This window comes from Bacillus sp. JKS001846 (genome assembly GCF_900176455.1).
In the GTDB taxonomy this organism is placed as follows: domain Bacteria; phylum Bacillota; class Bacilli; order Bacillales; family Bacillaceae_G; genus Bacillus_A; species Bacillus_A cereus.
Genome location: NZ_FWYG01000001.1, coordinates 2365808 through 2392199, shown reverse-complemented (window position 1 = coordinate 2392199; position 26392 = coordinate 2365808). Strand labels below are relative to the sequence as shown.

Genomic DNA, 26392 nt, shown 5'->3' with positions numbered 1-26392 from the left:
CGAAAAGAGGAACTTTTATGACAAATACAAACGAAATTACAAAAGAGAAAATTATGGAGGCTTTTCATTTCAGACATGCATGTAAAGAGTTCGATCCTATGCACAAAATTTCAGAAGAGGATTTTAAATTCATTTTAGAAACAGGCAGATTATCTCCTTCTTCTTTTGGATATGAACCTTGGAAATTTATTGTCGTACAAAATAAAGAATTAAGAGAAAAACTACAACCGTATTCATGGGGCGCTGGTGGGCAACTTGCAACAGCAAGCCATTTCGTCATTGTTCTTTCAAGAAACATTAAAGATATGCATTATGATGCAGAGTATATTAAATATATGATGAACGATATTATTGGATTGCCTGAAGACACTCAAAAAATTAGATATGAATTCTTCAAAAAGTTCCAGGAAACAGATTTTAACTTATTACAATCCGATCGTACTGTATTTGATTGGGCATCTAAACAAACTTATATTGCTTTAGGTAATATGATGACGAGCGCAGCTCAAATCGGTATTGATTCTTGTCCGATAGAAGGATTCGATAAAGAGAAAGTAGACTCTTTACTTCGTCAAGAAGGCATTATACAGGGCGATAACTTTGAAGTATCTGTTATGGTTGCCTTTGGTTACCGTAAAGAAGATCCAAAACGTGATAAAACAAGACAGACTATAGATACAATTGTTGAATGGATTAAGTAATGTAGCACACACAAATAATGCTCCTAATAGCTGGATACTTATACTAAAGAACTATTAGTCGTTTTTCTTATGTATGAATTTGGTTTTTCATGGAAAGATATATTAGTATGTATGCAGTTTGAGCACTCTATTTTTTAGAGTCGAACAGGAGGAGAATGAATATGTCTGATATTGAAGTTGGCGAAGTGTTTACTCTTAGTGATGAGAATAACGAAGAGCAAGAAGTAGAAGTACTTGGAGCGATGGATGTCGAAGGCGCAGAATATATTGCAGTTGCCTTTGTTGAAGATATCCAAACAGAAACTGAGGAAGACATTGATATTTTCTTTTTAAAAGTAGAAGAAGATAATGAGTTTTCATACATTGAAAATGATGAAGAGTTTGATAAAGTATCTGCTGCGTTTGAAAAGATTTTGGATGAGCAAGAGCAAGAATAGTATGAATGAAAAACACGAGGGCGGATGCATATCCGCCCTCTTTTTATTACTCATCCAGAGACTCACGCAGTAATTGCAGTACATCTTTCATCGCAAAAGGTCCATCTTTTTTAACATGCTCCGCAAATTCTGAAACGAGACGTAATGTTCTCACACTTTCGATTGGATGTTCTCCTGATGCACTTTCAGCTGAAAGCATAACTGCATTCGTCCCGTCCAGTACAGCTTGAAACACATCAGTCACCTCAGCCCTTGTTGGAATAGAATGATCTACCATAGATTGAAGCATTTGTGTTGCTGTAATGACATATGTATTCGTTCGATTACATTCCTGAATCATCATTTTCTGTAAAAGCGGAATGCATTGATACGGTAACTCTACTCCTAAATCGCCCCTTGCAATCATAATTCCATCTGCTTCTTTACATATATCCTGAAAATTCTCGATTGCTTCCATCGTTTCTATTTTTGCAATTACATTAGGTGACGTTTCTTTATACTGTTGTATAAAATCTCGTATTTCTTTTATATGACTAGGTTTTCTTACGAAAGAACATGCGATAAAATCAACATTCTCCTCTAAAAGAAACTGAATATCTTTTTTATCTTTCTCTGTAATAGCTGGTAAACGAACAGCCGCATCTGGTAAATTAACTCCTTTATGAGATGAGATATTGCCACCTGTTTTTACCTTCGTTTCTATTTTGTCCGTACTTATCTTTTCAACAATTAATTCAACTTCTCCATCATTAATTAAAATTCTACTGCCTACTTTCACATCATTCGGTATTCCTTCATAATCAACACTCGCTTCTGTATTACTCCCTGTAACTGGTTGTGTATGTAAAATAAATGAATCTCCTGCCTGAAGTGTAATTTGCTCTCCCTTCACTTCACCTAATCTTATTTTAGGTCCTTGTACATCACCCAAAAATTTAATAGAGTCATCTAATGATTTCACTAAACGAATGATGTCTTTATGACTTTCATGCGTGCCATGCGATAAATTCAGTCGAATAATTTTCATACCATTCTTTATTAACTGTGCTAATGTTTCTTTATTATTACTTGCGGGTCCAATTGTACAAATTCGATCGATTGTCATTTTTGTCACCATCCTTTTTTTAATAAGTTTCCCATATGAACTTAAAAATAACAGAGATTCTGACATGAATAGATTTAAATTTACATGAATTTCATAAAATTAAACCTGTATCCCTTGCTGGCTAAGCATTAGAAGATATATTCGCTTTTTTGCAAATGAAGACATGTTGAATCGAAAGTAAAAGAAAAGTTAAGTATGGGATAAACCATTGAGAGTTTCGAAATTTTCATATATTGTATGAATTGAGTTCGAACTCAAAAATTTAAAAAGGTGGGAAAATTAGTGAATATGAAAAAATCTTTATCGGTGACAACTTTAGGGTTAGCGGTTTTAGGTTTTGGTTTTACTAATAACGCAAGTGCTTCAGAGATCGATACTGTAGACAAGCAGCCCGTTTTAGTTGACTTTGATACAATTCAATCAACAAAAACATCTAGTGTTCCTAGTTTGACTATTGCAGCTGCACCTAAGAATGACTCTAACATTAGCGTATATACTCCCTTTTTTGGTAACCCATATGCAGTTGCTAAATCGAAATCAACTACGACCGAAGACTATGTTTATGCAAAAGCAAGAACTTTCAATGGCGATGGCTCATTAGTAAATACGAAAAGTAATAGTGCAAAAAAATCATCCTTTGTAAGTGCTACAGCGACCAACACAAGCATTTATTATGGAGATGATTACGCTATCGGTAATCATACCTATAAATTAAGTGGTTATAATGATGTGAATCACGAAACAAAAGCTTTCTGGTAAGAAAGAGAAAAAAGATATGCATCTTGCATATCTTTTTTCTCTAATATTTTACATATATTGAGGTGCTATTTATGAAACAAATATATATTATTAGCGGTGTTTTACTTATTTCATTACTTACAATTTATATTTTGTTCAATACTTCAATCATACAACCTCATCCACCTTCCATAGAAAATAAACGCGAGCAACAAACCAATACTATTTCTTACGGATTGAAGGATAATCAAGGCCAACATATTAACAATGGCAGTACAATTACTAGTGAGGATAATAAAATTAATGTAACATTATCATTCGTACATACTATTAATGAAAACCGAAAATATGGATTAATTGTTCTAGAAGATTACGAACAAAAACCTTTTAAAATAGAAGATACTACTAATGAAATATCACACTATTTTTTTGATATGAAACCAAACAGTTCAATGACTACGAAAATCTCTTTACACACTTCTCCTAATGCAAGTGCATTAACCTTTTTAATAATAAAAAAACCTGAATACAAATTAAAAGATAATAACTTAAATAAAGCAGCTATTTTAGAAGATATTCTAAGTATGCGATATTCAATGCATCCTCTTCAGAAAGAAAACGAAAAAATAAAACTCCCCCTTATAGATCCAGATGCTATTTTAAAAGATGGTCTTTACGAACCAGTATTTGTTACGAACCGTGAAGAGAACTTACAAACTGTCTTCTTTGAAAAGGAAGGCAAGCAATTAATTTTATCAAACGGTAATGAAACAAATGATGAAATGACTTACGCAATCGTGGCTTTTAAAGATTGGAAACAAGTTGAAATATTTAGCAATAGAAAAGTCGTTTATACTAAGGTTGCACCTGAAACAAGACAAATCTTTAATTTCACATTGCCTTCAGTGGATCAAGAAAGTAATTTTCAACTCGTCGCTTTTCCATTTCCTTATAAAGTTAGCGAAGAAGATTATGTCAGTCAACAAGCATTCAGTTCCTTTCGCATCGTAATTGAAAATGAAAATAAATAAGTTATACTGTGCACATTACAACAACCTAAAAAAGGCCTACTCACACGAGTAGGCTTTTGAAACTATGAAAGTTTCGTCAATAACTGATTTAAATCTTTTTTCGTTTTCGTCGTTAATGATTTCATTTTATTAACATCAATCTTTTCCTTCTCCGCCCCTACAATTAACGGATACATACTTTGACCGATTGTTTTAGAATCCGTCGGATGTGATGCTTCTAGCTCTTTTTCAATCACATCCCACTTTTCGTTAATTTGTTTGCCAAGCTTATTCACTGTTTCCAATTTCGGATTAGCAGCTAACTGCTTGTCCAAGCTATCAATTAATGCTACAACTTCTTTAACATTCGTTTTCACAGCAACACTTTTCTTCGGATCTTTCGTTGCCTTTCCGTTATTGTTTGTGCTTGTACTTGTGCTTTGATCTGCTGTTTTCCCGCTAGTCGTTTGATCATTCGTTTTTCCTGTCGTTTCTTTTTCTTTTGTTTTTACATTTTCGTTTTGAGTTGACGTTTTGCCGTTACTTTCTGTTCCTGATGATTCTTTCGTATTTTTTGCATCCTTATCTGTTTTTTCATTTGAAGAAGTATTTGTTTCTTTTTCAGTATCTTTCGTTGTTTTTGAAGCTTCATCTGCACTTGTCGTTTTTGCTTCTCCATCCTTTTGCGCAGTTACTTGCTCTTTCTTTTCCGTTTCTTTATCTGCTGAAGGACTACAAGCTGCCATAGTAAGCATTGTACCAATTGTAATCGATGCGATAGCGACCTTTTTCATTTTCATATAAATCCCCCTATGTTTTACATAATTTATCCTCCCCTTTACGATTCGATTTCCCCTTAAAAAATCCCTTTTCATACGAATTATCATCTTTCCGACAGTAATCTTCATAATAATACGTACAAAAACTGATAAACTCATTTTAATATTCGAGTTTCTTCTACTTCATTTTTCTGCTCACAAGTAAAAGAAAAAGAGTATATTGTCACATTAAGAATTACTATCTTCATATGACAATATACTCTTCTATCAAATTTTTATCTTTCTTGACATTTTATTTATACAAAAAAATAAAATTTTCTTTCGTTTTTTGTTTCTCAACATTTGTTAACATAATATTTTTATGAATAACCACCATTCGAGTGAATGACTTGCCCAGTAACCCATTTCGCTTCTTCACTTACTAAAAAAGAAATTAAGCGCGCAGCATCCACCGGTTCTCCTACTTTACCTTGCGGGAATTTCCATACTAAATGATGCTTCAGCTCTTCTGTAATCCATCCTGTATTCGTCGGTCCTGGATCTACAGCATTCACTGTAATCCCCTTCTCCATTGCAACTGGTGCTACTGACTTTGTAAATGCTTCAATTGCCCCTTTCGTTGCTGCATATGCTAGTTCATCTGGCATTGGGCCTACTGACTGTCCTGAAGTAAGATTAATAATACTCCCGCCCGTTTTAAGTGAATAATGTTTTATAAACATTGAACTTAATAGCATAGTAGCCCGAACATTAACTGTATAATGTTTATCCAACTGCTCTACATCTAATTCCTCAATCCTCGTATGATTAGAATACACTGCATTATTAACTAGAATAGATGGATCACCTAACCGTTCTGATACCATATAAAACAAACGATTTGGCGAATAAGACTGCGATAAATTGATTTCTGCCATTTCACATCGAACATCGTAACTTTCAATTTCCTTTTTCAGCAAAAAGGGTTCTTGATCACTCATTCCCCATGGCATCGCTTTATCATACTTTGGCCAGTACGTGAAAAAAATGTCTATCCCCTTTTGAGCAAGCACCTTGCATACAGCTGCACCAATTCCATTCAGACGAGTTGCCCCTGTTACAATTGCTATTTTCTTCACCTTTTTCTCCTCCATCTATACACAGATCCCCTGTATGAATACAGAGGATCTATCTTCTTATTGAATATTTGACAGTATACGTTCAGCACCTAATTTTAACATTTTAATAAAGATATAATTTACAATCGTAAACATTACAAATAAAACGATAAACATAACCCACAGTCCGACATGAAGGAAGAAGTATAATACACTTACTCCCCCCACAATAATTAAAGCTATTAAAATATTAGCTAAAAAATTCCACAAAGTTGTATATCGACTTTTAAATAATTTCTGCTCTGTATCCCAATGAATATCTGCAGTTTGCGCGTCCCAGCGTGTTCCGATTAAATTAATTAATAACAACCCGTTCGCACTTAGTAAAAACCACAGTATCATAAAGACTGGAGAAATCCCAGCTACAACTGCCATCGTAATACCGAATACTGCTAAAATGATCACATTAATTAACCAAGCAGTGATTGCTTTCGCAAAAAAGATATCCGAAGCCTTTACTGGTAAATAACGATTCACAAACCAAGAGCTTCCATCTCGCGAAAATGACGTTGTTGCAATGACGTTACTACCCATTAAAAATAACGATGCACAAAGGCCAACACCAATTGCAAATCCCGTTGTCTCTGGATTGTTAATATACTCTGTAATAAACTTTAAATTTCCATCTTGCACAAATAAAATAAAGAACAACATAATTGGCATAACGAAAGTTTGTACAATGCAATTTAAGAAAAATTGTGGTGTACGGAATAACGTTTTAAATTCTTTTTTCACATACGCTTTTAAATGCGAACTTTGTACTGTTGATTTTTGTAAACCTTCCGCCGAAATAACTTGTTTCTTTGCTGTACTCGTTGAAAGTCCAATAACCCCTTTTAAATATGTACGCTCTGCTATGTAATAAAACAACACAAAGAAGACAAATGAAATAACTGCAAAGATTATTACATATAAAGGTCCCTTCCAATTTGCATTTTCTACTAATGCTACTGCTCCAAAATATGTAGTTGGAAAATAGTTTGTCATTTGTACTAAAAGAGAAGACTGGTTGTTTGCAAGGTAATCCGCAATTGCATCTTCAGAAAACGAACTTTTATTTTTCCACTGCAAAAATACGTTAATTCCTACAATAAATAGTATACTTACGATTCCAATAAATATATTTCCTCGGTCTTTATTTTTCGCTATATTTGTATACCTCATAATAACTGTCATCAGTAACGAAGCTAGTACTAACGGCACAATTGGGAAGAGTAAGTAAATGAAAATCATATATATGTAATATGTAATAAATGCGCCACTTTTTAAACCGTACGTAATAAAGATCGGTAATAAAATAAATGAACTCATTACGTATTGTGTAATTAATACTGTTAAAAATTTGGCTGAAATAATTTGCGCTGGTTTTAATGGTAATGGTAATAACATTTCAATGTCATTGCTGTAGTAAAATACAGTTAAAATGTTCGTAATACTCATTAAAAATACCCATATACTCGCAATCGCAAGTCCCATTGCGATAATCATTCCTGGATCTTGCCCTAAATGTATCATTCCCTCATACATTGCATGCGTGATAGAACCAAACAGTAAAAAGCCGACAAATAAAATAGCTGCAAATGAAAATACATACGCCCATCGCTTCTTCTTATCTGTTATAAAATCTGCATAATTTAATTTCAATAATACTTTCGTTAACGTCCAAATTTTACTCATTGCCCGTCATCTCCAAGAACATTTTTTCAAGTGATTCATTGGATTTAAAATGATCTCTCATTTCATCTAAATTCCCTTTAAACTGAAGGTTTCCCTTATTAATAATCGCGACGCGGTCACATAATTTTTCTGCCACTTCTAATACGTGTGTAGAGAAGAATACAATCTTTCCTTTATCCGCATGTTCTCTCATCATTTCTTTTAAAATATATGCAGATTTCGGATCAAGCCCAGTTAATGGTTCATCTAAAATCCATACATCTGGCTCATGTACGAGCACACCAATAATAACGATTTTTTGTCTCATACCGTGCGAATAACTTTGAATTTGATCAGATAAAGCATTATAAAGATCAAACTTCTTCGCTAAAGACTCTATTCGTTCTTGTCGTACTTCTTTCGGCACTTCATACATATCGGCCATAAAGTTTAAATATTCAATTCCTTTTAATCGTAAAAACATATCTGGACTATCTGGTACATAACCAAACGTCTTCTTCGCTTCCATCGGCTCTTCCATAATATTTTTTCCGTTAATCGTAATAGTCCCTTTGTCCACCCCGTGAATGCCAGTAATCATCTTAATTGTCGTTGATTTACCCGCACCATTCGGTCCTAAAAATCCAAAGATTTCGCCGCTAGGTACAGATAAACTTAAGTCTTTTACTGCATAGGTAGACCCATTATAACTTTTTGACACATTCGTAATTTCAATCATTCCATCCAATCCTTTCCTTAATTACCAAATAACTATATTGATATTATAGCATACTTCTATTTTAAGATTTTTACATTTTTCAGTTTATTTAACCTTTAAAATAAATATACACCCCTAATCCAACAACTAAAACGACAGCTAGTATAATATAAATCATTGTTAAGCGTTTAATATTCCCCTTTGTCGCTTTGCTATAATTTGCATCACCATTCCGCCCAATTAACACCGTCGCAATGACAGTAATCACTACAAGTAATACAACGATCATGATCCAAGTTAGCATTTCTTCCTCCCCCTCCTTACAACCATTTTACAATATTATCCTCTTTATTTCGCAGCATATTTCCTCTTTTTACTATTATTATGAAGCAAGCTGGAAAACTATTATTACCATTCCTATCCAATTGTGATATATTTGTAACATAACGTGACTTATTTCTAACAACGTAAGGAGGACCTATCATGAAAACAACTTGGATAAAATATTTAGGATTTCTCGGTTTCTTCGGTTTCCTCGGATTTTTTTATGAAAAAGGATTGTTTACTATGTTCTGTTTCTTCTCCTTTTTCACATCGTATAGAACAGTTCAACACGATGAACTGTTTGAACAAATTGTCAATAAATCGTGTCGCAATGCATTTATCGTTACGTTACTAACTACCACAATCATTATGTTTATTGAAATGTTATTTCCAAACCCTACGCTACAAGAGATTGATATCGCTCTTATTTTCGGCACACTCATTCTTACATTCGGCTTTTCTATGTTCTTTTATGATAAACCTGTTGATGAAATGGAAGATGCACCATGGCGTTCGTAACGAAGATAAAAGAATACCGTGCCAAATTGAACATGACACAAGAAGATTTAGCGAAGAGCGTTGGTGTGCGACGTGAAACAATTAGTCATCTCGAAAAAGGTAAATACAATCCTTCCTTACAACTTGCTCACGATATAGCGAAGGCACTACATAGTATGATTGATGAGATTTTTATTTTTGAGGATAAATAAAAAATACCGTCATTCTTTCCAAGAAGAATGACGGTATTTCTCATTGATTATCCATATAAAACCGCATGAAATACGCCTAATAGTAAGTATTGATCCTGAATGTAATCTTCATCATATACATTCATCTCAATGTAATACATATCTTCCTCAAGACGAATATTCCAATCTGCAATTACATAGCCCTTTCGTAATAACTTTCCCATTCCAAATGAAGTTTTATGAACAACATATTCTTCTGCCTTATATGTAAAGGTAAATAAGAAATTTGCATCCAATAACTTTCCGTCACATACAAGTATTTCATGCTCTGCATCATGATTATCTTTGTACGTTACTAAAATCTTTCTTTGGCGCTGCCTACTTACATCCTTTGCAATGACGCGAATATTGTCCTTACTATCCTTTATTTCATAAATAATATTACTACCAATTTTCGGAATAAAATCCAGCACTCTCATCAGCGTATTTTTATAATAGCCCCTTACTACACCTACTTGCTCACTTCCATTATAAACCTCTATCGGTGTCGTATCTGCTTTGCTATCACACGGTCGTTTGTAAGAGAGCTGCATCATTCGCTCTCCTCTTAAGTACTGATCAAACGTCACAGGATATTCTATCATGCGCAGTTCTTTATTTAGCTCATACAAATAGTGTTGAACACTCTCTATTAATGTTGTAGTAGCTATACGCTCTTGAAGTTCAAATTCTTGCCAACTGGAAAAAACATTCCATTGATTATGATCCTCTTCATAGAAGAAACCAAGAATTACCTCTTCACGGTCAGCCGTTTCATATTTCATAGGCACGTTCTGCCCATGTTGAACTTGCTCCATCCACTGACCTAAATAAATGCCCAGCTCTGCAACCTTCATACATGATTTTTGAAAAAATACGCTGTCACTCGCGCAAATCGTTACATCTCCTTCGATAAAACCCTTTGAATAAGCATCATACCGTGGCTCATCCTTCTGCGGGAGATTCTTGTCTAACTCAAATAAAAACATTAACATCCTTTATTCACCTCTAGTTGTCACACTAATCATACATGACATCGCATCACGCTAGGAAACTATTTATATACGCATATTTAATTCACGCATTATAACACGTGAATGACCTTGTATAGTAGCTCTATTTTTTTGTTCTATATCTTAGTATATGAATTTATATGAGCGATTTTTCAAATATATCTATCGCAACTTACAATATATCAACGATTTTTTCAATATATTGATTTTTCGACAAATATCAGCATGATTAAAATGAAGCTACCTTTTCTTCCGCCACTTCTACAATTTCTAAAATTTGTAGCAGACTCTCCACTTCATAAGTCGGGCTAACATCTGTCCCGTTTTCTTTCAAACTCGGATTATACCAACACGTATCAATGCCGAAGTCTTCTCCGCCTTTCATATCAGAAGTTAGCGAATCTCCGACCATTAGTACACTTGATTTATCCGTAATTCCAAATTTCTCAAATGCATAATCAAAAATCTCACGCGCTGGTTTTTGATGACCAACTTCTTCAGAAATAATAATGTGATCAAAGAAATTACATAAAGGCGAATTTCCGATTCTTGATTGTTGCACCTTCGTATATCCATTCGTAATAATACCTAACTTGCAATCTTGAAGATTTTCACATAATTGCACTGCACCTTCTATAAGGTGTACCTCTTTTCCTAAGTTTTCAAGATATACATCACTAAATTGCTGCGCATCTACGTCTATATTATGAAGTGCAAATAATTGTCTAAATCGCTCTACGGCTAATTCACTTAGCGTAATCATTTTATTTTCTAAATCTCTCCATAATCCATTACTAATCTCTTTATAACTTGCAAGATGATCATTATACCCTGTAGGCATACCAAACTGTACAAACGCATTATGTAATGCGTGTCTTTCCGTTTCAGGGAAATCTAATAATGTATCGTCTACGTCGAATAATATAAATTTGTATTTCATGATGTTCTCCTCAATTCCTATTTTAAAAGCTTCGTTCTCATTGCTTATAAGTTTTTATATATGTCGTGATGAAGCGCTTTAACCCGCTCTTTATAGAATACACCTTTATCTTTTATTTTCAAATGTGCTATAAATAAATTTGCTAGCATGACTGCTGTATCTAGTCTATAAAATAAACTAACAATATGAGGAGTAACATTAAAGATACTATCATTCTTATATCCATCTTTAAATTCATCCCAACTAACCTCATTTGTTTCAGCTATTCTCATAAGCTCCAGCAATGGATGACCAATTAAAGCATTATCCCAATCAACTATTGCTTTAACTTCTCCATTATACCCGATTAAATTGGCTGGTCGAATGTCCATATGTAATAAACATTTTACATGATCTGCTGTACTAAGAATATATTCAATTGTTTTTGTATCCGGAAGATTAATTTTGCAGTTCGTGATTGTATTAAACCCTTCTATCCGTTTCACAATTCGTTCTGCTATATACTTACTAATGGGCTTTTGTTTGTAATACAAACCATCAATTGGCATACTATGAAGATTGCTCACTAACTCCCCTATTTTGCATGCGGAAATTGGCATATGATCAGCATACACACAATCCGAAATTAAAAAATCAAGTTCGGTTGAAAGATGCAATCCGTGTATCCTTGGTACTGGAATACCTTTTGAATGACAATACTTAGACAGCACCGCTTCCTTTTGCAACGAAATCCGACTGTTAAATAAGTCTTCATTTATATTTTCCACTTCTCTTTCCCACGGTACTCGAAATGCCAAAGACCCCTTTTCTGAATCTCCTTGAAAAACAATATTTTGCACTCCCGTTCCAATCACCTTTAAATCTTGAATAGCTAGTTCCTTATACTCTTGACTTAGTATTGTTGCCAGCTTCTCTCTTAACCCCTCTGCTTTTACACGTGTATGAATCATTTTATCCCCCGATTCTTAAGTTCTTTTCATCCATTTTCTCCTCTGTGCACAACATCCTCATTAACAAAATTATAGCAACAATAGTAAAAGGAGGCTAATCCGCTCAGCCTCCTTCTCATTATTAATCTTCTAGCAATAACTCTTTCATTTCCTCTAACGACTCTTTCGTAAAGCCAAGAGCTTTTTCAGCGTATGCTTCAACTGATCCGTATTGCTTTTGAATTTCACCAATCGCAGCTTGCAAGTATTCAGCACGTGCTTCAAACATTGCACCTAATATCGCTCTGCTCTCATCGTTTTGTAATTTCGCACCTAAAAAGGCCATCATTTTTTCATTTAGCTTTTCACGGAATCCGTTACTTAGTAAGTAGTCTTCCATTACTGTTTTTTCTGGTACACCTAGTAAAAGTAGTAATAATGCTGAACCAAATCCAGTACGATCTTTTCCAGCTGTACAGTGGTTTACTAACGGTAAGTTTTCCGGGTTTTGCGCTAAGTTTAAGAAGCTCACGAATGCCTCGTTACCACTTACGAAATCTTGATTCATTTTCACAAGATACTCACCTGGTTTTCCTAACATAGAAAGGTCACCAACTTGGAAAAACTCATTTATATTTAAGTCTTTCGCTAAGTCTTGCATAACTGGTAAGCACACTTGACGAGCACCCGTAATTTCTGGATTCGGCTTATGCTTCACTTCAAAGTCTGTACGGTAATCGCAAATTAACTTTAAACCAGACTTTTGTAAATAGGCAATATCCCATTCAGTTAGCCCTGCTAATTCTTCAGAGCGGTATAATTTGCCCCATTTTACTTTACGGCCTTCAGTCGTTTCATATCCTCCCATATCACGGAAGTTAAACGCACCTTGTAATGGCAATCTACGCTCGGCTACTGTTACTGCTTGTCCATTACTTCCTACTAATTTAAAATATGGACGCTCATTTTCACTCGGGTTTTCAATTGTATATGATAATTCCCCATTTACTGTTGCAAGTAATTCTCCATTTTCTTCAATATGATCTGGTGAAGTACTCCAATAAATACGAACTTCTTCTATATTATTTTCCCACTTTATTTGTAACGTATTATCTTTATTTCTTTCTACAGTTGCTTGTAACCAATTTCTTTGCTGTCCCATTCTTTCACCAACGCTTTCTCATATAATCGAATCTCACTCTATTGTATTATACAAATATCTACTTTGTCGTTCTCATTTTTCTTTTTATCTTACAAACAGGCGAAAAGTTCTTTTACTTGTTCAAAATTTGTACATGGATTACCGCGAAATACGTATGCGATTTGTTCATTACCTAAATCTTCGTATACAACTGTTCCGCGATTAGGGTGCGGATAAAACTCTAACCCGTTTATAATTTGTTTTGGGCCATAGTTCATTGTCCATGAAGAAATAGGATAATACGCTTTGTTTTTATGTCTACAAACCCAAAGTGCATATAGTTTATTAACTTCGTCCCAGTATACATACTGCGTTTCGTCATTTCCGAAACCGACCGATTCAAGTTTCCAATTTAGTTTTTCATGAATTAACAAATTTACATAGGATACGTCATCTGGAGCATTCCACTCTCTACATCTTCCTATCTCACCCATTTCACTTCTCTTCACTTGAAAGCTTAATAAGTGAAATGATGTATGTAATATCGTTTTCCCAAGCTCCATATTTACTGGTTGTAATTCAAATAGAAATCGTTCCATTTCGTCTTGGTTTACATATCCATGATCAACAGAAATTTCAACTTGTGTTTTCCATATAGATGTAACGTAACTTTCTTTTCCTTTATAATTTATACCTTTCCAATACACAAGCCCTTTATATTGAAAACAATCTCCTTTTGCTTGAGAAATACAGCTATCCGGAAATACTGGTTCCATTATATCGAGAAAAAATTCCTTTACTCGAAACATCCCAGTTGGAGTAACAACCTGAAACCAAAAAGTTCCCCACTTTTCACCTTCATAACGTTCTGAAACTTTTTCAACATTCCAGCCTTCTAACAATACATTTGGATACAATAACACGAATGAATGCATGGATTGCTTTAACATATATAGTCCCCTCCCGCTATACGAGTTCGAGAGTATACATCATTCATCCTCCTAAAACTTTCTCACATATCTCTCAGTTGAACTAAGCAGCTGACATCCATTCTTTTCAAAAACATCCTTCATCCATTCATTTTGTATATTTGTCTCACCAATATAATAAGATGCACCTATTTCCTTTAAGACAAACATCGCACCTGCAAATAATGCCGCTTCATATCCCTTATTACGCATATTTGGAGTAACTGCGAAGTACATAAGTTTCCCTTCTTCTAACGTACCTCTTTCAATATGCGGGATTACAATTCCTATCGGCTTTTTATCGACACTCGCTGTTAAGCAATGTTCTTTCCATTGCTCACCAATTTCTTGTAGCATCATATGCACAAATTGATCATGAGCGACTGGTTCTCCCGTCGCTTCATTCCACAGTGAATAAAAAGCCTCTTCTCCAACTTCTTCAATAAGCTTAAAATCAATTTCACTTTCTGCATCTTCTACTTCATATATATCTTTAAATACAATCATGTTTTCCGTAACATATTCAAATGAATACGTTTCAAAACATTTTTTATACACATCATAATTTGGACTTTTTGAAGAGATTTCAAAATGTAGTTTTTCTAATCCATCTTTTTTAGCTTCAGCAACGCAATATTGCATCATTTCCTCTAATTGCTCTTCTGTAAAAATCTCTGCATTATTTTCTTTTATCATAATAGAAGAAGCATTTCTTCTTATTTTAAAATATTTTTCTAACTGTTCTATCGTCGTCATATTCTTCCCTCATCTATATCATACTCGAATTTCTAATCGTTCTCCTTGCATGAGCAGGATTGTCCTTGAATATATAGAATACTAGAAAAGATCGCATCTTTAAAGTGCGGAGGAGGTTCTCCAGTGGATATTACAGCATTGCAACAACAGTTAGAGCTTATACAACAAAATGACTATACGCAACTACAGCATATAGACGTAAATGAGTTAACTTTGAACATGCTTCAGTATATCGGAACGACTGATAGCTACGTTCGTTACCAACTTATATATAAATGTTTTGCGCATTTCATTCATCATGAATTCCTTATGGACGATCAGCTGAAATTACTTCTGCAAACTTGTTTAAGTGATGAGTATTTATATTGTGACATTTACTCCCCACATTCAGATGGGGTTTTCACACGTTCTTACACTATTTCGTTAATTGCGTTAATACTCCAATTCGCTAATTCGCACTACTTTTGTACAGAGGAGGATATCGAAGAAATAAAAAACAAACTCATTACATACACAAACTTAGAAACGGATTTTCGGGGCTATATCGAAAATAAAGGATGGGCTCATTGTCTTGCTCACGTATCTGATGCCTTTACTGAAATTGTTCATAATACGTATACAACTTTTGAATGGTACGAAGAATTAATTCATTGTTTATTAAATAAAATCTTTATTCCATCTGACCTTTTTCATAATAACGAAGATGAACGCATTGTTACTCCATTACTAGCAATGCTGTATCATGATTTTCCTCAGAACGATTTAATTTCTATTATTCATAAAAAAATAAAAAGGCTTCCTCAAATTAGAAAACGCCTTTCGCTTAATGAGTATTGTATTTTATGTGCCAATATTAAAACCTTTTTACGCACATTATTTTTCAGAACGAAAGATGACCATAACTTAGCCTTTACAGCACGTAAAACAGAAAGAATGTTAAAAGAACTTCCTAACTATTATTAAATACAAGGAGCAATGACATGGGTTATATTGAAGATATGAGAAATCTAGTAGGAAATCATCCACTTATTTTAATAGGATCACACGCCATTATATTAAATGAAAAAGATGAAGTATTGCTGCAACTCCGTACAGATTTTAACCGCTGGGGCATTATTGGCGGTGCCTTAGAATATAACGAAACGTTAGAAGATGCTTTAAAACGAGAAGTGTTTGAAGAAACTGGACTTATTATTAAAAATCCAGAACTATTCCGTACATACTCAGGGCCAGACTTCTTTCAAATCTATCCAAACGGCGATCAAGTACACGGTGTACTCGTTGTTTATATTTGCCGAGAATTTCATGGTGAACTTGTATGCGATCAAAGTGAATCAAAAGAACTACGCTTCTTTTCACTTAATGAATTACCTAATAATCTTCCCCCTGTTATTGAGAGGATTATTACAGATTATCTAAAAAAATAAGGGAACGCTTAACGTTCCCTCTCAAATCCAATCCGTTTTTTAATTTCCGCTAAATTTACCTTTGCAATAGCGCGTGCCTTCTCAGCACCGTTTTCTAACGCCTCATATAATAAATTCGGCTCATTCATATACATTGCGTACTTTTCACGAGGTCCAGCTAACTCACGATCTACAACGCGAAACAACTCTTTTTTCACATCGCCCCATCCGATTCCAGTCTCATACTTTTCACACATCGACTGTATTTCATCTTCGGTCGCAAACTCTTTATATATCATAAATAATGTTTCTAATTCTTTCGGTTCATTTGGAAGTGAAGAGTCTGTTTTGATTTTAAATATTAACTTTCGTAGTTTTTCTTGCTCTGCAAATAATGGGATCACATTTCCGTAACTTTTACTCATCTTCCTTCCATCAAGACCAGGTAAAATAGCTCCTTCTTCTTGTATGACATACTCCGGAAGTGTAAATGTCGTGCCAAATGTATGATTAAAATACGTCGCAATATCACGCGCGATTTCAATATGTTGAATTTGGTCTTTTCCGACAGGTACATGGGTAGCTTGAAATAATAATATGTCAGCTGCCATTAAAATCGGATACGTATATAACCCCATATTCACTCCTGCATCGACCTCTAACCCCGCTTCTTTATTTTGCTCCACCTTCGCTTTATACGCATGAGCACGGTTCATAAGACCTTTCGGAGTTAGGCAAGCTAAAATCCAAGCTAATTCTAGAATTTCTGGTACTTCTGTTTGCCGATAAAAAACAACATCTTCTCCAAGTCCAAGTGATAACCAAGTAGCTGCTACCTCTTTCGTATAACTGCTGAACTTTTCTGAATCATGCACAGCATTTAATGCATGATAATCAGCTATAAAGTACAATGCTTTTCCTTCATTATTCTTTGACATTTGTAATGCAGGTTTAATCGCGCCAATATAATTCCCTAAATGCGGATAACCTGTCGGCTTAATTCCTGTTAACATTATTTTTTCACTCACACTAACTCCTCCTTTCTCAAAATAAAAAGAGCCCCTCATCCTTAAAAAAGGACGAGAGACTCCCGCGGTACCACCTTAATTAGCTATCATTAGCTCACTTCATACTTCAATAACGTGAAGTAACCGTCTTTACCTACTCATTTCAGTTAGAAGCTCCAGAGTCCATTCCATATTCATCCCTTACTGATTCTCACCACATATCAGCTCTCTGAAAAGTTTCGAATATGTACTCTTCTCTTTCATTGCTTTTTCGTTATTTTTTACAGTTTATCACATTTCACTTCCAAACAAACCCGAATTTTCTATTTTATATAGCAGGAATTTTCACTTCAATTGTCTAATGTTATATAGGTTTGCAGAAATATTCGAAACAACTTTGGAGGTTTTTTCATGGTAAAATATATATCCATTTTAGGCTCCACAGGATCCATCGGCACATCTGCATTAGATGTCGTTTCAGCTCATCCTGAACATTTCAAAATCGTCGGTTTAAGCGCAAATTATAATATCGATCTTCTTGAGCAACAAATCAAAACGTTTCAACCTCGTATTGTAAGCGTTGCAACAAAAGACTTAGCAGACACGCTTCGTACGCGTATTTCAGCGAATACAAAAATCACATACGGAACTGATGGCTTAATTGCGGTAGCTACTCACCCTGATTCAAATCTTGTATTAAGTTCTGTTGTCGGAGTTTCCGGACTACTTCCAACGATTGAAGCATTAAAGGCGAAGAAAGATATTGCCATCGCTAATAAAGAAACGTTAGTTGCAGCTGGACATATCGTAACTGAACTAGCGAAACAAAACGGATGTCGCTTAATTCCAGTAGATAGCGAACATTCAGCTATTTTCCAATGTTTAAACGGAGAAAATAATAAAGAAATTGAGAAATTAATCGTTACAGCTTCTGGCGGTGCATTCCGTGATAAAACACGTGATGAAATGCAAACATTACAAGCTAAAGATGCTTTAAAGCACCCAAACTGGTTAATGGGCGCAAAACTAACGATTGATTCTGCCACATTAATGAATAAAGGGTTCGAAGTAATGGAAGCGAGATGGCTATTTGATATTCCATATGAAAAAATTGATGTAATGATTCATAAAGAAAGTATCATTCATTCTTTAGTAGAATTTATTGATGGATCAGTTATGGCACAGCTCGGTGCTCCTGATATGAGAATGCCGATTCAATATGCGTTTCACTATCCTACTCGGCTACCTTCTTCCTATGAAAAATTAAATTTATTAGAAATCGGTAGTTTACATTTTGAAAAACCAGATTTAGAGAAGTTCCCTTGTCTACAATACGCATATGAATGTGGCAAAATCGGTGGTACTACTCCCGCTGTATTAAATGCAGCAAATGAACTTGCGAATGCACTATTCTTAAAAAATGAAATTGCCTTTTTCGATATTGAAAAAACAATTTACAAAACAGTTGAAGCTCATCATAACGTAAAAGATCCTTCACTAGATGCTATATTAGAAGCGGATCAATGGGCGCGCCAATATGCAAATGAATTGTTAATAAAAAAGCGCTAAAACAGTTCCCACTGTTTTAGCGCTTTTTTTCACGTATTCAACTTAACAAATCTATAACCGTGCGTAACTAATACTTTCAATATCGCATATCCTGGAATCGCTAAGATAATCCCCATAATCCCGAATAAGTTTCCGGCAGTTAAAATGATAAAAATGATAGTAATCGGGTGAATATCTAACTTTTTACCCATGACTTGCGGAGAAATAAATTTACCTTCTGCTAATTGTACAACCATCATAACAATGATTACTTTTAACACCATTGCTGGCGAGTCGATAAATGCGATAATTAACGCTGGTGTAATGGCGATAATTGGTCCTACGTACGGAACGATATTTACAATCATCGCTAAAATAGCAAGCAGTACAGCATATTTAATACCGATAATAAGGTAACCGATTAATAACATAATACCGATAAATAAGCTCACGATAATTTGACCTCTAATATACGAGCTAATCGCATAATGCATATCATCTAGTATTCTCATTGCTGCTGGTTGTCTTTGCTCTGAAATAAACTTTAAAAAGTGATTCGGCAATTGCTCACCATCTTTTAAAAGATAGAACAATATAAATGGAACCATTACAAATGTTAAAACAACCTCTGTAACAGTACTCAAAAATCCAGTTACATTCCCAGTTACTGATGATAATGACTTTGTAAAATCAACTGTGTATTCTTTTACCATATTCGCAACATTAATATTTAAATTCTCTTGAATTTTACCGAGTAAATTACTTTCCCCGAATCTACGTGCTGCTTGTTCAATCTCATGGCCAAAATACGGTAAGTTATCAATTAATGCATCAATTTGATCTTTAATAATAGGGATAACCGTTACAACTAAAAATACAAATAATCCTAGTACGATTAAATATATGGAAGCTATCGATACGATTCTTGAAACACCTTTCTTTTCTAAAAGCGAAACGAATGGATGTAAAATATAAAATAGCACGCCTGCTAATAGTACTGGGAAGAAAATTGTTTTTAAAAATACGATAAACGGTGTAAAAACAAATGATATTTTTGTTAGCAATAAAATATTAATGAACAATAACGCAAATCCAAGTAATACCGCCAAATAATTTTGTTCTCTAAAAAACTTTCTTAACTTATCTCTTTTTCTTATATTTATTTTCTCCAACGAAACCACCTCTTCGAATGATGAAAAGCCCTTATTCAGGGCTCTTCATCATAATCTATATATCTATTTCTTTGTAGCTTTCACTACAAATGATACAATAAAAATTAACACGATTGCACCTAATAATGCTGGCACTACATGAATCCCACCAAATGATGGCCCAAAGGATCCAAATAATCTACCACCTAACGAAGCACCTAATAAACCTGCGATAATATTTCCGAACATACCACCCGGGAAATTTTTACCCGTTATAGAACTAGCAATTGCACCTATAATAGCACCAACTATTAATGTGATAATCCATCCCATTTTTAGCCCTCCATTTCTATTATAGTTTGTATGATTTAATACAAACATATGTATTTATCATTGCTAATCATATTTCACTATAGAAATATATTTACTACTATTTTACATATGGAGATACATATATTATATGCAAAAAAGAAAAATATTGTCAAACTCACCCATAAAGCAATTATATTCATATACCATATTTAAAGGAGGCTTCATTATCTATGATTCTTAAGTTAAATTCCACTTCTTTTGAAGTAGCAACATCCATTTTACAGGTTCAAATTCCAGCTTATAAAGTTGAAGCAGACTACTTAAATAGTACTGCCATACCTCGTTTATATGATACTGTAAACGATATTCAAAATTGCGTTGAAACATTCTATGGATATTTTTCTGAAAATAAACTTGTCGGTTTTATTTCTTTTGTACAAGAAGAAAAACTAATCGATATCCACAGGTTAGTTGTATCGCCCGATTTTTTTCAAAAAGGAATCGCAACGAAACTCCTAATTTATATATTTAACATGTTTCCCTCTTCAATGACATACATTGTACAAACAGGTAAAGCGAATACCCCTGCTATTACTTTATATAAAAAACACGGATTCATTACAGTATCAGATACAATACTTCCTGACGGTATGATTCTTACGCAATTAAAAAAGACAGAATACACAAAATAATTTGACTTGTTCGCTCCTTTATGTTATTTTTTACTTTATAAAACCTTTTGCTGAGTCCAAATTTTGGAGCGGGGGAACCATTTTTGTAGCTATGCTACTTGGGGCGAATCTTTTTTAAGTAGGGAAACTCTCACTTCCCGAGTCCGACAGCTAACCTCGTAAGCGTAATGGGAGAGGAAGGTGCTTTTTGCCTATGTTACACATTTTGCCTCCTTAATTATAAATATGGGATCGATATCAAATAGTCACCTATATTTATAGAAAAGGAGAATGTATTATGTTACGTTTATCTGATCACGCAATTAAAATGATGGAGCAAAGACTTCGAATTGAAAAACAACGCACATATCAAGCAAATAAGGTTGTAGATAACTTACATCACAAATACTTCTTTCAGCATATTTTTCAACCGAAAAGATAAAGAAAATGTTTATTTAATATTAAAAAACACAAGGTGTGTCTTACAAAGACATTCCTTGTGTTTTTTATATTCTTTATAAAATTCTCACTACATTTAAGCTTGCTGTAATCGCACCTGCTATAGTAGTCACATGCCCTACACCTAACGGGCCATTTTGTAATATTAATGTTGAATTGGCACTCGTCACATTCACAAGAAGTGTATTTGAAATGGCTGGTTCGATTACTACAGTTGATGTCGTTACGTTTTGTATAAAACTCCCTGTTAGTTGCGTTCCATTTAATAGCAATCTAACAGATACTGTCTCATTCCCACCATTTGCATCCCCTTGAAAATATTACACCTTTTATATGAAATGCATTTTTATAAAAAAAGTACACCTTTGACCTCATTTTTTAAAATAAAGAAGCCTATCATTTCATCTATTTGAAATGATAGGCTTCTTTTTATAAAACAATTTACTTCCTCGCCTTAATAATAAAAGTAGTTGGCACCATCCTAGCTTTATATAAAGAATAATATTTCGTAGACGGCTCAGCTAGTTCTCCATCAAACGAGCTTGATGGTTCAGGCTCTTCTATTCTCTCAATTTTAAATCCCGCTCTATTTAACTCATTTATGTATGTACTTATTTTTCTCTTATATAATGTCGCTTGTACATTTTCTCCTTTAAAAGTTTCAAACGTAATGGGCGTTTCCTCATGATAAGAAGACTTTATAGCAACTTCTTCCGTACCATACTGTAAGTTTGAATATACTGGGTGCTCCCAACTAAAAATAAAACTTCCCCCTGGCTTTACATATGAATAAATCAGTTCCAACGTTTTTCTTAAATCTGAAGTCCAACCTAATGCATAAATGGAATATACAATATCAAAATATCCTTTCGGAATATCTCCTTCTTCTTCCATTGCTCCGCATACTAACTTTGGATTCCAATCCTTTAACGTCTTATTCGCTATTTCAATTTGTGTACTCGAAAGATCAAGCCCCCATAATTCCTCTGCCCCTTGTTCCGCCATATATTGCAACGAATGCCCACTTCCACAGCCAATATCAAGAACCTTTTTCTTTCTGATTGAATCGAACAAACGAATCTCATCTTCAGACGCCGTATACGGACCATATTTAGGTAAACAATCCACTTGAAAGAAATAAGGTGCAACTGTATCCCAACACTTTTTATTTGTAGCTAGCATTTGTGTGCCTTTCATATTATTCATTCCCCCATCCATTTTTCTTTCTCTAATATTACTTACATATCATAACCAGATCGCCCTTTTCTCTTCGCCCGGTAGTTTTTCACTTTCGCAATCGTACCGCATGCTCTTCCTCCTTCTTCTCCAGCATACATACCGCACCATCTTTTACTTCCATTTCGCGAATGATCATAAAATACCCAGCGACAATCTGGACATGCTTTTAACCTTCCCCACACATTTTCTTGAATTGACATTAACACAATGCTTAACACTTTTGTATACACATTCTCTTCATATACTGGTTCATATGTAATACCTTTCATATCATCCTTTATATGTACATGAAATGGGTATTTCTCTAACCATTTTTGCAATGATCCTTCGCCTTCAATTGTCATCCGAATATCTTCTCGAAAACCTCTTAATTCCTCTATCGTATGAAATGGAAACTCTTCATCAAAATATTCTTTCATAAAGAGCTTTATATCTTCTTTTGTTTGCAGCAAATCAATTGGCTCTCTCGTATCGTTTGGTATTCTCCATGTATTTAAAAATTCCCGAATATATTCTAGTTCATTTGGAGCGTTTTGATTCAATTCAATCCACCTTCTTCTTAAAATTTACTTTTTTCTGACTTTATGTATAATTATAATATAAAGTAGTTAACCATCAAATAATTTTACTGGTTACATAATTAGGAGGATTTCTATGAAAAGTTTCTCAACACCGATACGTTTCATGCTTATTTCTTCATTTTTTATGTCTTTTGGGTATTTTGCAGTATACGCATTTTTAGCTATTTATCTATTAACCTTTCTTCATTTTTCTGCTGTCCAAGTAGGAACAGTGTTGACGATTATGACAATTACATCACGAGTTATCCCATTATTCTCAGGGTTAATTGCTGACAAAATAGGCTATATCATTATGATGATAGCCGGATTATTTTTAAGAGGAGTCGGATTTATCGCTTTAGGAATATGCTCTGATTTCTATACAATTTCTATTTCTTCTGCACTTATTGGCTTCGGAACTGCATTTTACGAACCTGCCGCTCGCGCTATATTTGGCTCACAGCCAGCTCATTTGAGAAAAAATTTATTTACATATTTAAACCTTAGCTTTAATTGCGGTGCAATAATCGGACCAATTGCAGGAGGATTCTTACTCTTACTCGATCCACTCTACGCTTTCTCTCTAACAGGATCTCTTATGCTGTTATTTGCTTTTATTTTTTACTTACTTAAAAATCACTTCCAAGTCACTACTGAAAACACGTCTATTACATTAGGAATACAGGTCATCTTACAAAACAAATCTTTCCTTCTGTTTTCCTTTATCATGATTTTCTTCTATATTATGTTTACTCAGCTTACTGTCGCACTTCCACTTCATATGAAAAACATTAGTAATAGCAATCAACTTGCTACACTCGTTATTACGATAAATGCGATAACAGGCGTCATATTTATGGTATTATTCCGAAAATTATTCCACAAATACAACACACTTTCGATTATTAAATACGGTGTTTTATTAATGAGTATTTCCTTTTTACTCATTCCTTTATTTCAACACCCATATTGGTTCTTTATTTGTGTAATTTTATTTACAATCGGTGAAACACTCGTATTACCTAACGCTGATATCGCTATTGCAAATTACAGTAATGAATCATATACAGCCACTTTCTTCGGATTTTATCAACTATCACTCGCATTTGGTTTTATCATTGGTAATTATACCGGTACATCTTTTACATCCAACTTAAGCGGAATGTATACACCATGGCTTATTTTTGGCGGAATAGGACTTATTGGTTTTATTTCACTACATATTTTGAATATAAAAAAAGTGGCCTCTAAAGAGGATATACACCTATGTAATACAAGCGACCTATAACGAAAAAGATTCGACCATCATATGTGACAGTCGAATCTTTTTATTTTTCATATTCAAGGTGATTATGTCTTTTACAACGAAATAAATAGCAAGCCCCTATATAATCAGTTTCAAACTCTAATCCTGGAACGTATCCAGATTTGATACGTTCTACCATTGTTTTATAACAATTATTCTCTTCTGTATATTCCTCAATTAACTCTTTCTTATCATTTTCTGTCCAGTTTTCTTCTACTTCTTCACTCTGAACATCTTCTATTTATGCTGTTTTCGCTTCGATAGATTCCCGTATAACTTCATTTATACGGGAGAAATTATTCGTTTTATATAGAGCATACACAAATCTACCAATCCAATTAGGACTTTTCCAGCATTCTTTATATCCCTTTTCGAACCATTCAATTGCTTCTTTATAGCAATTCAATTCAACATATAAATCTGCTACATTAATTTCCCCTAAAAAATTATCAGATTCCCTGTTAAAAGTATCTAACTTCTCTTTTGCTTCTGTCGTTCGTTCTAAATCAATTAAACATTTTACATAGCTATACATGATATAGTCCGAATCCCCTGCAACTCGTAAAAAAATTCCGAAGCTTTTTCCAGCTCTCCAAGGTTATAATGAGCTACAGCTACATTATGATATGCTTCATCCGATGGTTGAATCGAAATAGATTTTTGTAATACTTCTTTCGCTTCTGTCCATTTTTCTTGTTTCATGTAAATGTCCCCTAAGATGTTATAAGGAAAGTATGAAGAAGGATTCAACTTAACAACTTCTCTTATTAATTCAAGAGCTTTATCATCATTCTCTTCCTCATAGAAGTACATCCAAGCAAGATTATTGAGAGATTGTACGTCTCTAGATTCATGTACTGCTTGTTGAAACAGTTCCATTGCTTCCTCATATTTATTTTGTTCAAACATTTCAATTGCCTTCTCATTAATGTTCAAACAACTACCTCCGAAGTAAATGAATTCATCTATTCCCTATCATTATTGTAAAATGTGAAAATTATAATTTCTATAAAAAAATTTCTTTCTCTCGTCTACATTTCGAGTGAAATAGAAGCTAAAACACACGAATTTACAATAATGAGTAAATTTTTCAATCTCCCTTAAATTGGATATACATCCTGTTTTAATTTACATATTATGGTACACTTAAAAGGGTACTAACTAAACATTTACGCTCCACACTAGTAATCTAGCAATACCAAAATCAAAATTCACATGGAATTGAGGGATGTTATGAAACAGAAATTAGCTGTTCTTCTATTCACTGGAATCATATTATCAGGATGTTCAACTATAGCAGAGAATTCTTTAGAAAGCGGGAAAGGCAGTATGGAATTATTAACACCAACGATCACAGCAAAAGATAATGAATTAGAAATTAAAACTAAAGGCATTGATGAAAATAAAGTAACTTTTATTTATGTTGCTAATAAAAAAGTATTGGAACAAAAACTAAAAAATGGTGAATCCTACAAGCTTAATATTAAAGATATCGAACACGCTCATAGGACAGACTACAAACCAAAAGTTCAACTTTTCCAAACGAAAGATGATAATGATGATGGAGAAATGGTAATCTTCAAACAAGTTAGATATACAGTTAAAAACTGATTTTAAAGTTGTTTCATTATAA

Annotated in this window: 30 protein-coding genes, 2 pseudogenes, 1 riboswitch and 1 other annotated feature; of the genes and pseudogenes, 13 read left to right on the top strand and 19 right to left on the bottom strand. The window is 34.0% G+C overall.

Annotated features, from left to right (window positions below; genetic code table 11):
- Positions 1-17 precede the first annotated feature (17 nt).
- Positions 18-701, top strand: a complete 684-nt coding sequence (locus B9A45_RS12895) for an NAD(P)H-dependent oxidoreductase (protein ID WP_000185717.1) — start codon at positions 18-20, stop codon at positions 699-701.
- Positions 702-856: 155 nt separating this feature from the next.
- A complete protein-coding gene (locus B9A45_RS12890; RefSeq protein WP_002005464.1) occupies positions 857-1138 on the top strand; it encodes a DUF1292 domain-containing protein in 282 nt (93 codons plus the stop codon).
- Positions 1139-1184: 46 nt separating this feature from the next.
- Here the strand turns inward: B9A45_RS12890 and B9A45_RS12885 are convergent, their stop codons facing one another.
- Positions 1185-2243: a pyruvate kinase gene (locus tag B9A45_RS12885; RefSeq protein ID WP_142263054.1), complete on the bottom strand. Its 1059-nt coding sequence runs from the start codon at positions 2241-2243 to the stop codon at positions 1185-1187.
- 282 nt (positions 2244-2525) lie between these two features.
- On the opposite strand from B9A45_RS12885, the gene B9A45_RS12880 reads away from it, so the two are divergent.
- Both B9A45_RS12880 and B9A45_RS12875 read left to right on the top strand, forming a co-directional pair.
- Positions 2526-3002 (top strand): hypothetical protein, encoded by a 477-nt coding sequence (locus B9A45_RS12880; protein WP_001056346.1) that lies wholly within the window; start codon positions 2526-2528, stop codon positions 3000-3002.
- Between the two features lie 71 nt (positions 3003-3073).
- Complete coding sequence (locus tag B9A45_RS12875) at positions 3074-4012, top strand: hypothetical protein (protein ID WP_000810170.1); 939 nt, start codon at positions 3074-3076, stop codon at positions 4010-4012.
- Positions 4013-4074: 62 nt separating this feature from the next.
- Here the strand turns inward: B9A45_RS12875 and B9A45_RS12870 are convergent, their stop codons facing one another.
- From B9A45_RS12870 to B9A45_RS12845, 5 genes are all read right to left on the bottom strand, one after another.
- Positions 4075-4791 carry a hypothetical protein gene (locus tag B9A45_RS12870; protein WP_000782538.1) on the bottom strand — a complete coding sequence of 239 codons (717 nt, stop codon included), beginning with the start codon at positions 4789-4791 and terminating at the stop codon, positions 4075-4077.
- A 338-nt stretch (positions 4792-5129) separates the two neighbouring features.
- The gene (locus B9A45_RS12860) at positions 5130-5888 is read right to left on the bottom strand and encodes an SDR family oxidoreductase (RefSeq protein ID WP_002101122.1); all 759 of its coding nucleotides are present in this window, start codon (positions 5886-5888) and stop codon (positions 5130-5132) included.
- Between the two features lie 57 nt (positions 5889-5945).
- The gene (locus B9A45_RS12855; RefSeq protein WP_000036884.1) at positions 5946-7604 is read right to left on the bottom strand and encodes a putative ABC transporter permease subunit; all 1659 of its coding nucleotides are present in this window, start codon (positions 7602-7604) and stop codon (positions 5946-5948) included.
- Complete coding sequence (locus tag B9A45_RS12850) at positions 7597-8322, bottom strand: ABC transporter ATP-binding protein (RefSeq protein WP_000570206.1); 726 nt, start codon at positions 8320-8322, stop codon at positions 7597-7599. The genes B9A45_RS12855 and B9A45_RS12850 overlap by 8 nt, the downstream gene beginning before the upstream one ends.
- Positions 8323-8410: 88 nt before the next feature.
- Entirely contained in the window at positions 8411-8605 is a 195-nt protein-coding gene (locus B9A45_RS12845; RefSeq protein ID WP_000958863.1) for a hypothetical protein, read from the bottom strand.
- Between the two features lie 179 nt (positions 8606-8784).
- Here B9A45_RS12845 and B9A45_RS12840 point away from each other — a divergent pair, with 179 nt between their 5' ends.
- Together B9A45_RS12840 and B9A45_RS12835 are read left to right on the top strand one after the other, a co-directional pair.
- Positions 8785-9144 (top strand): DUF3796 domain-containing protein, encoded by a 360-nt coding sequence (locus B9A45_RS12840; protein WP_000859227.1) that lies wholly within the window; start codon positions 8785-8787, stop codon positions 9142-9144.
- A complete protein-coding gene (locus B9A45_RS12835) occupies positions 9132-9335 on the top strand; it encodes a helix-turn-helix transcriptional regulator (RefSeq protein ID WP_000896299.1) in 204 nt (67 codons plus the stop codon). The genes B9A45_RS12840 and B9A45_RS12835 overlap by 13 nt, the downstream gene beginning before the upstream one ends.
- Before the next feature lie 47 nt (positions 9336-9382).
- Here the strand turns inward: B9A45_RS12835 and B9A45_RS12830 are convergent, their stop codons facing one another.
- The 6 genes from B9A45_RS12830 to B9A45_RS12805 form a co-directional block, all read right to left on the bottom strand.
- A complete protein-coding gene (locus B9A45_RS12830) occupies positions 9383-10348 on the bottom strand; it encodes a tubby C-terminal domain-like protein (protein WP_084064096.1) in 966 nt (321 codons plus the stop codon).
- Between the two features lie 247 nt (positions 10349-10595).
- The gene (locus B9A45_RS12825) at positions 10596-11306 is read right to left on the bottom strand and encodes a YjjG family noncanonical pyrimidine nucleotidase (RefSeq protein WP_048568373.1); all 711 of its coding nucleotides are present in this window, start codon (positions 11304-11306) and stop codon (positions 10596-10598) included.
- Positions 11307-11350: 44 nt separating this feature from the next.
- Positions 11351-12256 (bottom strand): phosphotransferase family protein, encoded by a 906-nt coding sequence (locus tag B9A45_RS12820; protein WP_053512619.1) that lies wholly within the window; start codon positions 12254-12256, stop codon positions 11351-11353.
- A 121-nt stretch (positions 12257-12377) separates the two neighbouring features.
- Positions 12378-13397, bottom strand: coding sequence for a tyrosine-protein phosphatase (locus B9A45_RS12815; RefSeq protein WP_053512620.1), 1020 nt, complete (start codon positions 13395-13397; stop codon positions 12378-12380).
- 89 nt (positions 13398-13486) lie between these two features.
- Positions 13487-14326, bottom strand: coding sequence for a hypothetical protein (locus B9A45_RS12810; RefSeq protein WP_016111548.1), 840 nt, complete (start codon positions 14324-14326; stop codon positions 13487-13489).
- 51 nt (positions 14327-14377) lie between these two features.
- The gene (locus B9A45_RS12805) at positions 14378-15100 is read right to left on the bottom strand and encodes a GNAT family N-acetyltransferase (protein ID WP_016111547.1); all 723 of its coding nucleotides are present in this window, start codon (positions 15098-15100) and stop codon (positions 14378-14380) included.
- 123 nt (positions 15101-15223) lie between these two features.
- Between B9A45_RS12805 and B9A45_RS12800 the strand changes: the two genes are divergently transcribed.
- Both B9A45_RS12800 and B9A45_RS12795 read left to right on the top strand, forming a co-directional pair.
- Positions 15224-16063: a DUF2785 domain-containing protein gene (locus B9A45_RS12800; RefSeq protein ID WP_016111546.1), complete on the top strand. Its 840-nt coding sequence runs from the start codon at positions 15224-15226 to the stop codon at positions 16061-16063.
- 17 nt (positions 16064-16080) lie between these two features.
- Positions 16081-16527, top strand: coding sequence for an NUDIX hydrolase (locus tag B9A45_RS12795; RefSeq protein ID WP_016111545.1), 447 nt, complete (start codon positions 16081-16083; stop codon positions 16525-16527).
- 8 nt (positions 16528-16535) lie between these two features.
- Here the strand turns inward: B9A45_RS12795 and B9A45_RS12790 are convergent, their stop codons facing one another.
- On the bottom strand, positions 16536-17534 hold the full coding sequence (locus tag B9A45_RS12790) for a tryptophan--tRNA ligase (protein WP_016111544.1): 999 nt from the start codon (positions 17532-17534) through the stop codon (positions 16536-16538).
- A 44-nt stretch (positions 17535-17578) separates the two neighbouring features.
- Positions 17579-17786 (bottom strand) — a binding site (T-box leader).
- Between the two features lie 138 nt (positions 17787-17924).
- On the opposite strand from B9A45_RS12790, the gene B9A45_RS12785 reads away from it, so the two are divergent.
- On the top strand, positions 17925-19082 hold the full coding sequence (locus tag B9A45_RS12785) for a 1-deoxy-D-xylulose-5-phosphate reductoisomerase (RefSeq protein WP_016111543.1): 1158 nt from the start codon (positions 17925-17927) through the stop codon (positions 19080-19082).
- A gap of 29 nt (positions 19083-19111) precedes the next feature.
- Here B9A45_RS12785 and B9A45_RS12780 read toward each other — a convergent pair whose 3' ends face one another.
- Positions 19112-20233, bottom strand: coding sequence for an AI-2E family transporter (locus B9A45_RS12780; protein WP_000411484.1), 1122 nt, complete (start codon positions 20231-20233; stop codon positions 19112-19114).
- Between the two features lie 63 nt (positions 20234-20296).
- A complete protein-coding gene (locus B9A45_RS12775) occupies positions 20297-20545 on the bottom strand; it encodes a GlsB/YeaQ/YmgE family stress response membrane protein (RefSeq protein WP_000539731.1) in 249 nt (82 codons plus the stop codon).
- A gap of 209 nt (positions 20546-20754) precedes the next feature.
- On the opposite strand from B9A45_RS12775, the gene B9A45_RS12770 reads away from it, so the two are divergent.
- Both B9A45_RS12770 and B9A45_RS32160 read left to right on the top strand, forming a co-directional pair.
- The gene (locus tag B9A45_RS12770; protein WP_000601229.1) at positions 20755-21216 is read left to right on the top strand and encodes a GNAT family N-acetyltransferase; all 462 of its coding nucleotides are present in this window, start codon (positions 20755-20757) and stop codon (positions 21214-21216) included.
- 38 nt (positions 21217-21254) lie between these two features.
- Positions 21255-21397: riboswitch (cyclic di-AMP (ydaO/yuaA leader) on the top strand.
- A 96-nt stretch (positions 21398-21493) separates the two neighbouring features.
- A complete protein-coding gene (locus tag B9A45_RS32160; protein ID WP_000945243.1) occupies positions 21494-21637 on the top strand; it encodes a hypothetical protein in 144 nt (47 codons plus the stop codon).
- Between the two features lie 73 nt (positions 21638-21710).
- Here B9A45_RS32160 and B9A45_RS12760 read toward each other — a convergent pair.
- The 3 genes and pseudogenes from B9A45_RS12760 to B9A45_RS12750 all read right to left on the bottom strand — a co-directional run.
- Positions 21711-21974, bottom strand: a pseudogene (locus B9A45_RS12760) (collagen-like protein); the annotation flags it as partial.
- 121 nt (positions 21975-22095) lie between these two features.
- On the bottom strand, positions 22096-22851 hold the full coding sequence (locus B9A45_RS12755; RefSeq protein WP_016111542.1) for a class I SAM-dependent methyltransferase: 756 nt from the start codon (positions 22849-22851) through the stop codon (positions 22096-22098).
- Positions 22852-22892: 41 nt separating this feature from the next.
- Positions 22893-23435 carry a CGNR zinc finger domain-containing protein gene (locus tag B9A45_RS12750; RefSeq protein ID WP_016111541.1) on the bottom strand — a complete coding sequence of 181 codons (543 nt, stop codon included), beginning with the start codon at positions 23433-23435 and terminating at the stop codon, positions 22893-22895.
- Between the two features lie 112 nt (positions 23436-23547).
- Here B9A45_RS12750 and B9A45_RS12745 point away from each other — a divergent pair, with 112 nt between their 5' ends.
- Positions 23548-24741 (top strand): MDR family MFS transporter, encoded by a 1194-nt coding sequence (locus B9A45_RS12745; protein WP_084064095.1) that lies wholly within the window; start codon positions 23548-23550, stop codon positions 24739-24741.
- Positions 24742-24781: 40 nt separating this feature from the next.
- On the opposite strand, the pseudogene B9A45_RS12740 reads toward B9A45_RS12745, so the two are convergent.
- Positions 24782-25695, bottom strand: a pseudogene (locus tag B9A45_RS12740) (tetratricopeptide repeat protein).
- A 279-nt stretch (positions 25696-25974) separates the two neighbouring features.
- On the opposite strand from B9A45_RS12740, the gene B9A45_RS12735 reads away from it, so the two are divergent.
- On the top strand, positions 25975-26370 hold the full coding sequence (locus B9A45_RS12735) for a hypothetical protein (RefSeq protein ID WP_084064094.1): 396 nt from the start codon (positions 25975-25977) through the stop codon (positions 26368-26370).
- Positions 26371-26392: the final 22 nt, after the last annotated feature.